This is a genomic window from Microbacterium sp. JB110, from assembly GCF_003335195.1.
Taxonomy (GTDB): domain Bacteria; phylum Actinomycetota; class Actinomycetes; order Actinomycetales; family Microbacteriaceae; genus Microbacterium.
On the sequence record NZ_QPGM01000003.1, the window covers coordinates 37,256 to 51,310 of the forward strand.

6 protein-coding genes are annotated in these 14,055 nt (G+C 63.8%); 5 read left to right on the forward strand and 1 reads right to left on the reverse strand.

Features of this window, described 5'->3' with window-relative positions; translation table 11 throughout:
- Positions 1–50 precede the first annotated feature (50 nt).
- Positions 51–7,694, reverse strand: a complete 7,644-nt coding sequence (locus CIK77_RS06540; protein WP_087056682.1) for a non-ribosomal peptide synthetase — start codon at positions 7,692–7,694, stop codon at positions 51–53.
- 291 nt (positions 7,695–7,985) lie between these two features.
- Between CIK77_RS06540 and CIK77_RS06545 the strand changes: the two genes are divergently transcribed.
- The 5 genes from CIK77_RS06545 (at position 7,986) to CIK77_RS18330 (ending at position 14,011) form a co-directional block, all read left to right on the forward strand.
- Positions 7,986–9,788: a siderophore-interacting protein gene (locus CIK77_RS06545; protein ID WP_249268752.1), complete on the forward strand. Its 1,803-nt coding sequence runs from the start codon at positions 7,986–7,988 to the stop codon at positions 9,786–9,788.
- A gap of 110 nt (positions 9,789–9,898) precedes the next feature.
- A complete protein-coding gene (locus CIK77_RS06550; protein WP_087056680.1) occupies positions 9,899–10,894 on the forward strand; it encodes an ABC transporter substrate-binding protein in 996 nt (331 codons plus the stop codon).
- Positions 10,891–11,946 carry a FecCD family ABC transporter permease gene (locus CIK77_RS06555; protein WP_170934273.1) on the forward strand — a complete coding sequence of 352 codons (1,056 nt, stop codon included), beginning with the start codon at positions 10,891–10,893 and terminating at the stop codon, positions 11,944–11,946. Before CIK77_RS06550 ends, CIK77_RS06555 begins: the two co-directional genes overlap by 4 nt.
- Before the next feature lie 173 nt (positions 11,947–12,119).
- On the forward strand, positions 12,120–13,073 hold the full coding sequence (locus CIK77_RS06560; protein ID WP_249268751.1) for a FecCD family ABC transporter permease: 954 nt from the start codon (positions 12,120–12,122) through the stop codon (positions 13,071–13,073).
- Between the two features lie 296 nt (positions 13,074–13,369).
- The gene (locus CIK77_RS18330) at positions 13,370–14,011 is read left to right on the forward strand and encodes a helix-turn-helix domain-containing protein (protein ID WP_212647539.1); all 642 of its coding nucleotides are present in this window, start codon (positions 13,370–13,372) and stop codon (positions 14,009–14,011) included.
- Positions 14,012–14,055: the final 44 nt, after the last annotated feature.

Here is a 14,055-nt window from a genome sequence, read left to right on the forward strand (position 1 = left end):
GGCCTGGGACACGACCCCGCATCGTGCCGGGCTGCCTCGACCAGGTCTTATCACGTAACATCTGAGATCACCGCCCGCGGCCCCGCTTGCCCGCGAGAGTAGTGTGGAGCACGCCCGCCTGTGCTGGCAGCTTCCGCAAGTGGCTGCTCATTCGCGGCATCAGGGAAGGGGACCGCTATCTCCTCCCGCACTCGTCGCTCGAAGGCCGTTGCAGCATCGGCTCCGAGGCCGAGCACGGTGACGCGTCCGGCATCGTCGGCGAGGTAGTAGCGCACCACTACGCGGTGAACCCGCTCCACTCCCTCACGAGCTCTCGGATCAGACAGATCGCCGTACTGCCGTGTCACGAGCACCGCTGGGTCTGCGGCTCTTCGCAGCGTGCGGCGACCCGCGCGGTTGTGGTACCGCAGCAGCGGGAACTCGACAGGATCGTGCCCGTCGGCAAGGGATCCGCCATACGCCAGCGGGTAGCTTGCCGTCAGCGCACCGAGGACTTGTGTGCCGGGATCGCCCGGAGAGCCGGCGTTGCGCAGATCGACCTCCATAGCGACAGCGGGATGCGAGGTCGCTGCAGGAGCGGTGATCGCAGCGGCCGCCTGTGCCGCTGCATCCCTCACCGTGGACATGGTGAGGTCGCCATCGAGCTCGAACTCCGCGAAGCCGTCGGCGTCGAACGCGCCCTCGTCGGCGGCGATGTCGAGGCACGTGAGCCAGGCGTCGCTGGTCGCGGAATCCAGCGCGGCACCGGCGGCGTCGAGGGCCTCCAGGAGTGCCACCACGCTGTCGAACCGCGGCAGGGACCCGTCGGAGAACAGAGCATCGACCAGCTCGTGCAGCGAGCGACGATCGGCCGCAGCGGCATGTACAGCGATGACCACGTGTAGAGCGTCCCCGGACTCGGACTCGGATGCGGCCGCGGCGATCGGCAACCCCGCGAGCACGTCAAGTCGTTCGATGGCGAGTTGTCGCAGCTCCGGCATCGCTAGCCCACCGGGTGCATCGACCCACTGCTCAGTCGGATCGGCAGCGCCGGGGGCCAGCACCTCCTGTAGCCACAGCCGACTGTTCGTCGGATTCACGCGCAGGCGCAAGGAATCGACGGTGTCGATGAGGTCGAGGAATGACCGCCGCACCCGCGCGGGTGCTGTACCCAGGGGAAGCGTAACCTTCTCGGTCAGCACCCATGCATTGGGCTCGTCTCCCGACTTCCGTTGCGCAGACAGTGTCGGAGACGTTGGAAGGCTCACGGCCGGGGCGGGTGTGGCTGGTTCCAGGGTCGCATCGACAAGCGCGGCCAGCGCTCCTACGGTGCGCTGGTTGAACACGTCTTGGACTCTGAGCGTTATCCCTTGTCGTCGGGCTCTGCGCACCACCTGGATCGAGAGGATGCTGTCGCCGCCGAGGCGGAAGAAGTCATCATCCACCGACAGGGTCACTTCGGCGTCGAGGTGGAGTACGTCGGCGATCACGCTCGCCAGCGTGACCTCGGTACCGCTCTCGGGCGCACGCCCATCCGAGGTGGCAGCACTGAGGTCGGGGGTGGGGAGCGCGCGCCTGTCGAGCTTCCCGTTCGTAGTGACCGGAAACTGGTCAAGCACGGTGACGGTGGTGGGAACCATGTATTCCGGCAGGCTCGCATTGGCGTACGCCCGCAGCGTCTGGGTGAAGGAGGAGTCGTAGCTCGCAGTTGCCCCGTCAGCGAGAGTGACGTAGGCGGCGAGGAACTTCCCACCCGCCGGGTGATCTAACGCGACCGCCCTCGCACCAGATACAGCTGGATGGGTCTCGAGCACGCTGCGGATCTCGTCGGGCTCGATCCGCAAACCACGAATCTTCACCTGATCATCAGACCGACCCAGAATCTCCAACTCACCACGAGCGTTCCACCGGACGAGATCCCCCGACCGATACAAGCGCGCCCCGGTGGTGCTGAACGGGTCAGCGACGAACCGATCCGCAGTCAAACCCGGCCGGCCCGCGTACCCACGTCCCAGTTGCGGTCCACCCACATACAACTCGCCCACGACGCCCACCGGCACCTGGCGCAAGCACGAATCCAACACATGTACTTGGGTGTTGTGCTGCGGGAGTCCAACTGGCATCAATCCCGCGAACTCGCCAGCAGTCAGCCGGTCATGGTCAATTCGCCCCGACATCACCGTGATAGCAGTCTCCGATGGGCCATAGATATTCTCCAACACGACCTCGGAGAACAATTCGTCGGCGGCCAATGCCATCGAGGAGGGTAACCCCTCACCAGAGAGATGCAGCCGCCGCAGCGAAGCAAGCGCAATAGGATCTGGACCAGCCTCCATAAACGCCTGCAACATCGACGGTACGAAATTCGCAAACGTCACGCTCTGCCGACCGATCACCTTTGCCAAGTACTCCGGATCACGATGACCACCATCGGCAGCGACCACCACTGTCGCGCCCGCCAACAACGGCAAGAACATCTCCTGCATCGACCAGTCGAACGTCACGGGGGACTTAAACAACACCCGATCGTGAGAGCCAAGACCATACAATTCACGATCCGAAACCAACCGGTTCGCCACCGCCCCGTGCGTCAACACCGTGCCCTTTGGGCGGCCCGTGGTCCCCGACGTGAAGATCACCACCATCCCATCGGCGACCGTCACCGGGCGGGACAGCACCGGCGCATCCAAACGACCCTGGTCCAGGATCTCAATGGCCGAGGTGTCGTCGAGGAGAACCCGCACTACTCCGGACAATGCCTGTTCGTGTGTCTTCGCCGTTGCGGTGTCAGTGAGGACTACAGAAGGAATAGCGTCTTCGAGGATGTTCGATAGCCGCTCATCCGGGTACTCCGGATCAATCGGAACATACGCCCCTCCAGCGCGGAGAATTGCGACAAGAGCGACAATCAGATCCGCTGAACGAGGTAGGAGGACACCCACCAGGCCCCCCACATTCACACCACGCGTGACCAGCAGGTGAGCCAGGGCATTGACCCGCGCATCGAGCTGCTCGTAAGACAACTCGGCACCATCATCGGTGACCACCGCAACGCCACGTGGAGTCAACCTGACCTGCTCGCCCAGCAACGAATCGAGAGTCACCGCGGGCAAGTTGAGAACCGCACCGGTGGACCAAGCGGCGACCCGGTCACGGTCCTCCGTCGGAAGCAGAACCAGATCCGAAACCCGAGAATCCGCCCGAGTTGCAATAACCTCGAGAATTCTCTGGAATCCAATAATGAATCTGTTGATCGTGGACAAGTCGAACAGATCAGAAGCATAAGTAACGGACCCGGCCATTCCGTCCAAAGTCTCCTTGATAACAAGCTCGATGTCGGTCTTAGCTGCCCCTAGCGACACCGGGAACCGACCCGACTCAATACCAGGGAGCATAGGCCCGGCATCTTCACTACCTACCCGGTGGGTGAGCATGACTTGGAAGACTGGGTTGCGGTTCGCGGACCGCTCCACCCCGATCGTGCTCGCGATCTGCTCGAACGGCGCAGCCTGGTGCGCGAAACCGTCCAGCACCGTCTCCTGGGTGTGCCGGAGCACATCGGCGAGTGTGTCGGCGGGGTGGAGACGGTGGCGGATGGGGAGGGTGTTGACGAAGTACCCCACGACGTCCTCGACACCGTCTCCGGTGCGCCCGCCCACCGGGGAGCCGACTACCACGTCGTCAGTATCGCTGAGCGCGGACACAGCAAGGGCGGTCGCCGCTTGGGCGATCACGAACGTGGTCACACCCAACTCTTCCGTGACCTTCCGCAAGCCCGTCGTCGTGTCCAGGTCTATGGTGAAGGAGACATCCTCACCCCGATGGGTGGGCTCGGCAGGCCGAGCCCGATCCAAGCTGATCGTGGACTCGGTCGGAGCATTCGCAAGTGCTTCCCGCCAATACTGCAGGTGCCCGCTGAGCTCGGAGTCGGGGTCGGCGGGGTCGCCGAGAACTTCCCGTTGCCAGAGCGCGTAGTCCGCGTACTGCACCGGCAACGGCAGCCACTCCGGTTCCTTGCCCGCGACGCGGGCACGGTAGGCGGCGGAGAGGTCTCCCAGCAGTGAGGGGAACGACCACTCATCGATCGCGTGGTGATGCAACGCCAGCACCAGAATCCACTCTCTTGCGGCGGTGCGTAGCAGAGCCGTTCGGATTGGGATGTCAGCTGCGAGGTCGAACCCGCGCTCCACGTGCTCCGCGACGTGCGCATCCACTACGGCCTCGCCTGCGCCGGTCAGGTCCTCCACAATGAGCGGCAGGGTCGTTGCAGCTGCGTCGGCGGGCACGATCACCTGCCGCAGGTCACCCTCCTCTTCCACGATCAACGTCCGCAATGCCTCATGCCGGGATACGACATCTCGCACCGCCAGGCATATTGCCTGCTCGTCCAATTCGCCGGACAAACGCCGCACAACCGGCACCACATACCGAGAACCTGGGCCACCGAGCTGTTCGATCAACCACAACGACTGCTGGCCATAAGACACTGGCAACACACCCGGCCGCGCAAGGTCACCCACCCGCGGGGCCCACGCCGGGTCAGCCCGACCCTCACGAGAAGCATCGACGACTGTCGCAAGACCAGCGATCGTGGGACGATCGAACACATCCCTCAGAGTCAACGCCGAAGCGAGCGCCCCATTCGCACGCGCGACCACCCTTGTCGCCAACAACGAATGTCCACCGAGCTGGAAGAAATTGTCGTCGGTAGAAAGCGTGACATCATCACCCAGGTGGAGAACATCCGCGAACACGCGCGCCAGCGTGAGCTCGGTGTCAGTCTCGGGCGCACGCCCAGCCGCTGTCGCGGCACCGAGAGCAGGTGCAGGCAGCGCGTGCCGGTCAAGTTTCCCGTTCGCGGTCAACGGGAACGTGTCCAACATCGTCACGGCAGCAGGAACCATGTACTCCGGCAACACGCGCCGGGCATGTTCCCGCAGCACCGCGCCGAGCACAGAGTCATCCCGTGGTGCCTCACCGGTGAGGGTGGCATAAGCGGCCAGGTACTTTCCTCCCGCGGGATGATCCAACGCCACTACCACAGCGCTAGACACCAACTCGTGCTGTTCGAGGACGGCGCGAACTTCATCAGGCTCGATCCGGAACCCGCGGATGTTGATCTGATCGTCACCGCGCCCGAGGTACTCGAGTTGACCGTCCTGGTTCCACCTCACCAGGTCGCCTGTGCGATACAACCGATGTCCGGCGTCGGTGAACGGGTTCGCGACGAACCGCTCCGCCGTCAGGCCGGTCTGGCCGATGTATCCCTGGGCCAGTTGGACCCCGCCGACATAGAGCTCACCGACCGTACCTTGTGCTACCGGACGCAACCAGGAGTCCAGCACGTAGGCGGTGGTGTTCGGAACCGGACCCCCGATCGACATCGAGCCTTTGCTCACCTCTGCCGCGGTCGCGTCGCCGGTGACCTCGGTGGATCCATAGAAATCGTGCAACGCCGCCGCCGGAGCCGCGGCCCGCAGCTTGTCCCGCACCGCAGGCGTCAATCGTTCCCCGGAACACACCCAATGACGCAGAGACGTCAGATCGTCGTGAACGTTCCGATCTGCCAACGCCTCACCGAGCGTGGGGACGGTCAACAGGTGCGTGGCGTGATGCTTACGGATCGCCGCCCGCAACGCCAGCGGGACTTTCGCGACGGGATCTGGGAGAATACGCACCGTCCCGCCAGCGACGAGCGGGCCAAGCAGCTCGGTGGACGCGTCGACGAACCCGACACCGCTCTTGGAAAGCACCACGCTCGTCTCATCCAAGCCCAGTCGCTGGATGCCCCAGGTCAGCCGGTTCACTAGCGCTCGATGGGAAATGGCAACACCCTTCGGACGCCCCGTTGTCCCCGACGTAAAAACCACGCACGCTGTATCAGCCGGGACAACGGAAGGTTCGAGCCTTGGCGGTTCGCTCACGCCAGTGTCGAGGGACTGTTGAATCTGCTCGTTATCGATCAGCAACGTGTGAACGAGGTCTTCGATCAGCAAGTCAGCGTGCGTGTCCGCGGTGCGCTGGTCAGTGACCACCGCAGTCGGTGCAGCGTCCTGAAGAATGTGCCGGACTCGCTCGGCGGGATAGCCCGGATCGATAAGAACGTAGGCGGCCCCCGCACGAATCACCCCGGCCAGCCCCACCACCTGATCGGCTGACCGAGACAACGCGAGTGCGACTCGATCCCCTACACGCACACCATTCTCCGCAAGCAACTGTGCGATCGCATTAATCTGCGCGTCCAGTTCCCTATACGTCAGCACTACGGGATTCGCCGCATGCGTACCAGCAGCATCAACGTTGTCGGCGATCACTGCGACTGCGTCCGGAGTCTCTCTCACCCGGTCGCGTATCAACCGATCAAGTGTCACCTCCGGAATCGCAAGCGCTCCGCCTGCCGACCATGTCGAATCTAGGAGGTCATCGTGTGGCACCGACTCGGCTCGCAGCTCGTACAATGTTCGATACGGAGACCCGTTGACGGCATCGTCAAGGAAGCGTCCGAACTGTCTAGCGTGCAATAGCGAATCGCCGGCCGTAGGGTCCGCAGATACCTCGAGTCGGATTCCGGACTCCGGATCGCGATAGACTGCAAGGTCAACGGACCCCACCGGGCCGGGACTGATCGTTTCCGGGATCGCAACGACATCACCGAAACGCGACACCGACTCGAAGATCCTGATATTAATCGTCGGAACCGCAAGATACGACGCTTGTCCGCCCGGCCACAAACGAGCGATCTGATGATCTTGAACAGCCATGTGACGCCGCGAGTTCTTCAACTGATCCGCAACCGCCTCGACCATTCTTGAAAAGGTGCGGTAGGGACTGATTTTCACGACAATCGGGATTGCCCGCGAGACCGCGCTTGGCGTCCTCAACGACACGGGGTTGTCTCGTAGCATCATGGGAACACGAACAGCTATGTAATCGCGCCGTTCAGCGGAAGCGGTGTAAACGCCCCACAAAGCGATCACGAGATCGGCCCAAGAGACTTTGAGCCTCCGCGCGAGCCCTTGGAGCTGCGCATAGGTCTCGTCACCAATCGGAACGAGGCTCGGCTGATAAGAAAACGCGAAGATCTCAGAAAGGCTCCTAGCAGATCCCTCCCGTTCAACGGAGTCGATTTCAAGTATGGAGCCCCAGTGCTCCATACTTGTGTCGAGTTCAGGCGCCAGATTCGTGGTGTCCGCGACTTCTTCCAAACGACCGAACCAACGGTCTGGGACCGTACTACCTTCCTGTGTTGCAGCGTAAACCTCGGCCACACGGCGGATGAACAGCGAGATGCTGTAGCCATCGAGCAACAGAACATTGGACGTAAGCAGCCACGCCCAATTACCGTCCGAGCGACGAAGGAGCGTCGAACAGGTGGATGGCTCGGGGGAAGCCAAGGTCATCTCGACGAGCTGCTGTCGAGCCACCGCCCGCACCTGTTCGTCGTCGAGCTCCGTGTCGGCGATCTTCGTCTGAAGAACCTTCGACGTGTCGATGTACTGAAAAGGAACCCCGTCATCCTCGTCGAAACGAACGCGCAACGCATCCGTCTCCGCGAAGACGGCTTCGACAGAAGCTGCGAACCGGACTACATCGACCGCGCCGTTCAGCCAGATCAATTGACCGACACCGAACGCGGCAGACCCCGGAACCAATCTCTGGGCCACCCACCCGCCGCGCTGGCTCGCGGTCAGCTCTAAACGATCAAGGTTCGTCACGGAGATACCACCCCAAACTCTCGATTCAAAGATCGGATACGCGTCTTGCTGATGACGCTTGCCTTGACGACAGGCAGCAAGCGCCTGGGAGACTAGATAAGGTTATGCTACGCTAACTTCTGTTCACCGTTGCAGTGGTGTCCTGGTTCGCGGTCAACATCATCACCCGCATTGATGCCGCGCACGTATCGCACCACGTAGCCATGAGAAGGAACCGTTCTCAGCATGCCGAAGACTTCACGCCGTATCACTGTGCGCCCCTTGACCTTGCGGGAGGTAGAGATTGTTCGGGTGGTGGATCTGACGCCGGGGATGCGGCGGATCACGCTGGCCGGGGAGCAGCTGGGTGCGTTCACCTCAGCGAACGGTTTCCCGCAGCCCGCGTTCAACTCTCCCGGGTTCGACGACGATATCCGGCTAGTGTTCCGCTACCCCGGCGAGGCCGAGCCAGTGCTGCCGGTGCAGAAGGAAAAGGGCCTGGACATGCCAAGAGACCCTCGTCCACTCACGAGGGTCTACACGGTGCGTCGCTGGGACGTCGAGGCTCGCGAGCTGGACGTGGACTTCGTCAAGCACGGTGTGGGCACCGCGACAACCTGGGCGTACCGTGCCCAAGTGGGCGACCGCGTCCACTTCGGCGGCCCGAGTTCGTCTCGTGCGTTTCCGGAGGATGCCGACTGGCTTCTGGTTGCCGGAGACGACACGGCGCTCCCCGCGATGGCCCGTCTCCTCGAAGAGATGCCCGAGGACACGAGGGCGCAGGTGTTCATTGAGATCGCCGAGGAAGAACACCGCCAGGAGCTGCGTGAACTGCCCGGTGTCGAGGTAACTTGGCTTGTGCGCGATGGTGCCGAGGCCGGCACGTCTACGCTGCTGATAGATGCGGTCAGGAACTGCGGCTGGTGGGAGGGCAGGCCGTTCGCGTGGGTGGCTGGGGAGCAGACGGCAGTGCGAAATATCCGGCGCCATCTGGTCGAGGACCGGGGTGTGCCGAAGGAGGACATCGAGTTTACCGGGTATTGGCGTCGTGGCGAGGTCGTCGCCCTGGAGGCGGATGCGGCGGTGCCCGACCCCGAGAAGACGAAAACCCCGTTCGAGAAGCTCCATGATCTGACTGAGCTGATCGCGCCGATCGCGATCCGCAGCGCCGTCGAACTCGGCGTCCCCGAGCTGATTTCCCGCGGTACAACCAGCGTGACCGACCTCGCCGCCCAGGCCGGTGCTGATGAGCGGGCACTGGGCAAACTGCTGCGCTATCTGCACACCTTGGATGTGCTGACCGAGACCACACCGAACCACTACGGTCTGACGCCAGTGGGTGAGGTGCTGACCCTCGAGTTCATCGCCGAGTCCCTGCATCCGGCCGGGGTGGCAGGGCGCGAAATGCTCGGCATCTACGGCTTGACGGAGTCGATCCGCACAGGGGAATCCTCCTATGCCTCCGTCACGGGTCAGTCTTACGGCGATGTTCGGACCGAGCAGGACTACGAGGACCGCTATCTGGAACGACTGGCGAAGTTTCAGACCGCGCTGGCCGAGCCCATCGCGAAGTCCGACCTGTACAACGGTGTGGAACATCTGGTAATCCACTCCGGCGGTGCGGGCGCCCAGGCTCGCGAGTTCGTCGCCGCCCACCCCGACCTACGGATCACGATCTGCGCACTGCCCGCCCAGGCCGACTGGTTGCGTCGCGACCTGCCCGATACTATCCCTGAAGACCAGCAGCGCGCGCGGGTGAGCGTGGTCGAGCAAACGGTCTTTGATCCCAGCCCGGAAGCGGATGCGGTGCTCGTCAGCCGCGGGTTCAAAGCCCTGCCCGACGATGATGCCGCACACGCGCTGCGCCGCGCAGCGGAGAACCTTACCCCCGGCGGTCGCGTGCTGCTGGTCGAGGAGACCTTCGACACTGACGACCTCGACGAGCACGACGGCGAGGCCGACCTGCTCGCCCTCACCGTGCATGGCTCGGGCCTGCGCACCGAGGCGGAACTCGCGGATGTGATCGCCCGCGCTGGTCTGACTCGCGCCCAGACACACACAGTCGGGTGGGGCACGATCGTCCACGAGCTCGTGCGGGCGCCGGTCGGTGAGTGACGAGATGAAACGCAAGGGCCAATTACCCTGCCCCGGTCGTTGAACGAGGCGAGCCGCGACAAGACGCCCCACCCACCGGACCCAGGACCCCAACCAAGAGAGGAACACGCATGATCACTGCACATAGAAGACGGGGCACGGCGCTACTTGCCGCACTTGTCGGAACCGCTCTCGCACTGACCGCTTGCAGCGGCAGCCCCGAGGACACGCCAACGGATAACGCAGGCACCGCGAGCGAGACGCGCAGCTTTGAGGCTGACAACGGCACCATCGAAATTCCTGTCGACCCGCAGCGGATCGTCGCACTCGGCTCAGCCGGTACCTACCTGAACCTCGGCGTGGAGCCCGTTGGGATGCCAAGAGCCTCAGAGAGCGAGCTTCCGTGGCTCTCTTCAGAGGAAAAGCAGATCAACGAAGCCGCAGTCGATACAGGTGACGAGGTTGACTATGAGCAGCTCGCGGGACTCACACCGGATCTGATTGTCGTCTTCGATCCCGCCCGCGCGTGGGAGGGAGACCAGTACGACGAGGAGCGACTTCAGTCGATCGCGCCCACCGTGTACATCGAGCTCAACGTCAATAGCTGGAAGACCCAGGTGGGCAGACTTGCCGATGCGGTTGGCGAACTCGACGACTTCGATGCGAGCGAGGCCGCGTACGACACGCTTACCGCCGACATCAAGGACGAGTATGCCGGGCTTCTCGATTCCACGACCTTCATCGTCCTGAACCGCTTTGCAAGTACTGAGGACGGAGTGTTTGTTCTGGAGCATCCGGGCGGGTACTGCCCGGGCCCTCTCGAGGACGCCGGGCTGAAGATCCTCCCCGAGAACGCAGAGGACGTTTTCGCGTTTGTTTCCATGGAACAGCTCAGCGACACCGTGGCGGACGCGGACGTGATCATCTATCCCCTCGGCGCCGATGGCAACGTGATGCCCGCATTCGCGCCGGTGCTGGAATCTAACATCTGGCAGTCGCTTCCGCAGGTGCAGGGCGGTCAGGCGCTCGGAGTTCAGTGCAACAGCTTCGTCGTGAGCTATTCGAGCAACATCCCGAACCTGGAGTCGCTCAAGGAGGCGCTCGCTACGCTGCCTGAGGCCGGATGACCCTCACCGACGCGCCGGGGGCGACGGTTCTCGCAGAAGAGCCGTCGCCCCCGGTCTCGTACCGACGCCGTCGTGTCGCCGGGCTGGTCGCCGCGGTAGTCGCGTTGATCGTGCTAGCGGTGCTCAGCATCATGATCGGTTCCAAAGCGATACCGCTCCCGGTGATCTGGGACGCGCTGTTCGATCCGTCTCCTAACGCCGATCAGTTCGCCATCCGCGATCTGCGGGTTCCGCGCACGATCATTGGGTTGGCGGTCGGGATGGCGCTTGGTGTGTGCGGGGCGTTGATCCAGGCGCTGACCCGCAACCCGTTGGCCGATCCCGGCATCCTGGGTGTGCATGCGGGCTCTTCCTTCGCCGTGACCGTCGCTGTCGGTCTGCTCGGGGTATCCACCATGCAGGGGTACATGTGGTTCGCGTTCGCGGGGGCGCTCGTAGTAACCGTCATGGTGCTCCTGCTCGGCGCGACCCGGCGTGGCCAATCTCCCGTCCTCATGGTTCTCGCCGGCGTCTGCATCAGCGCCGTGCTCGGCGGCGCCAGAGACGGGCTCCAACTCACCAACCCCGCCGCCTTCGATCAGATGCGATCCTGGAGCGCGGGGTCGATCGTCAGCCGCGATTTGGACATCATCTGGCCTGTCCTGCCCTTCTTCGTGACCGCTCTGTTCTTGGCTTTCATCGTGTCTGGGGCGTTGAATGCTATGGCCCTGGGCGACGAGTTGGCCGCCACGCAGGGCGTCCGCCTGGTCCGCACCCGCATCCTCGCCGTCGCAGCGATCACGCTACTGGCTGGTGGGGCGACCGCGATCGCGGGGCCGATCGGGTTCGTGGGCCTGATGGTGCCTCATGTGGCGCGGTGGTTTACCGGACCCGATCAGCGCTGGATTCTCGCATACAGCCTGTTGTTGGCTCCAAGTCTGCTGCTGGCCTCAGACATCCTGGGCCGCATCGTCATGTATCCGAGCGAGCTTCCGATCGGTATCGTCACCGCCTTCGTCGGCGCCCCCGTTCTCATCGCGCTGGTGCGGCGGAAGAAAGCGAGCGGGCTGTGAGCATGCGGGAAGAACTCGAGACGAAGGGTCGCGATCCCAATAGACTGGCCTCGTTCCTCGGCCGGCACTGGACCACCGGGACAGAGACCGTGGACTTCGGACGGCGGGTGCTGGTACTGCGGCGCTGGAGGATCGCGGCACGGTTCGACTGGCGCACGGTCATCGTCTGCGCGGTGCTCGCGCTCGCGGTCACCTGCATGGCGGTGCTCGCACTGATGACTGGTTCCTACCAGCTCAGCCCCGGGCAGGTGGGTTCCGCGCTGACCGGCGGCGAGACCGGGCTGGTTCACGACATCGTGGTCGAGTGGCGGCTGCCCCGGGTGGCGGCGGCTATCGTGTTCGGCGCTGCACTGGGGGCGTCGGGAGCGGTCTTCCAGTCGCTGCTGCGCAACCCCCTCGCCGACCCCGGCATCATCGGGTTCTCGCAAGGATCGTACACCGGTGCGCTGATCGTGATCCTGGTGATCGGCGGTTCCTACTGGCAGTTGGTCGGCGGGGCGCTGCTGGGCGGCATGGCCACCGCGATCGTCGTGTACGTGCTCGCCTGGCGGCGCGGGGTACAGGGATTCCGGCTCATCATCGTCGGCATCGGCGTCTCAGCCATGCTCGGGTCGATCAACACGTGGCTGATCCTGAAAGCAGACCTGGAGGTCGCGATGGCTGCCGCCGTCTGGGGCGCCGGGTCCCTCAACGGCGTGTCCTGGACCCAGGTCATCATCGGCGGCGCCAGCATCGCAATACTCCTGCTGCTGGCAGCGACGTTGAGCCAGCCGATGCGGCAGATGGAGCTGGGCGATGATGCGGCCGCCTCTCAGGGCGTGCGCATCCCCCCGGCACGCCTCGCCTTGATCGTGGTGGGAGTCGCGTTGACAGCGACGGTCACCGCCGCATCGGGACCGATCGCGTTCATCTCCCTGGTCGCGCCGCAGATCGCCCGCAGGCTAGCCCGCACCGCGGGGATCACCCTCGCGCCCGCCGCCTTCGTGGGCGCGCTGCTGTGTCTGGTGGCTGACTACATCGCCCAGCATATCGCCCCGACCTCACTCCCGGTCGGGATCATCACAGTAATGCTCGGAGGCGGCTACCTCGGCTGGCTTCTCTTCACCGAAGCCCGAAAACGACTGTGAACATCCCGTCTGCGCGGTGGCAATGATCCTTAAGAGCACCGGCTCTTACTCCTACAAGTCGAAGGAGGTCGCGGGGTGGATCGACCATCGTTTGCCGTGACGTAGGCAAAACCTATGCGTTCATCCATGGGTCGGGCTACATCGAGAGCAGGCTTGCAGCACCCGGGATGCCGCGTACTCGGTGGCACTCGCGCTGCCAGCGTTGCCGAAGGCCAGCGGGGTCAGAAAGGAAAGCGAGGAGTTGATCCACGACACCGTCCTCGACCTCACCATCCAGGAGTGGGACGGACGAGTGGGTGCTCGCCAGCCCGAGCACATTGCTTCGCGACTTCCTTACCGCCACTGGGCTGACCTTCGAGCAGTGTCGGCTGAGCGCTGCCGTCGAGCTCTTGGCTGCCGGCTACGACGTCGACCAGGCGGCCGCACGAGTGGGCTTCGTCAGTTGCAACGGCTTCACCCGAGCGTTCAAGCAGCGGTTCAGGTCCACTCCGACCGATCCGCGGGCGCGGGCCGACATGGACTATTTGCGCTACATCGGTGTGTCCGGTGGGTCAGGGCTCGACCTACCCTCCGACATCCACTATGCCTTCCGCGAGCAGACGAATATGAGCTTCGTCCGCTGGCGCTACGCAACGCGCATGCGTGTCGCCGAGACCGGCTCGCCGCGGGCGCCAAACCCAGCGCTGTCACGTCGGCTAGGCGCATCTACCGACGTTCAGTACTGCCTTCTCGCGCTTGAATGGACTCTCACCACGCGACTACCAGGAACGCGAGCCCGGGAGCGGGTGGCAACTGCGCGGCTCACACTGACCCCACAGCGAAGCACCGGTCGAAAGAGAGCGGCGTGGGCAGGATGTTGTGGCCGCAAGGCACAAGAGATATGTCGTCCGGCTCACGAACCTCATCAGATGACACGCTCCGCTTACAAATTAGCTTAGCCTGTCCTATACTCGCTTCCATGCTCGATGGTTGCGGAAGGTGT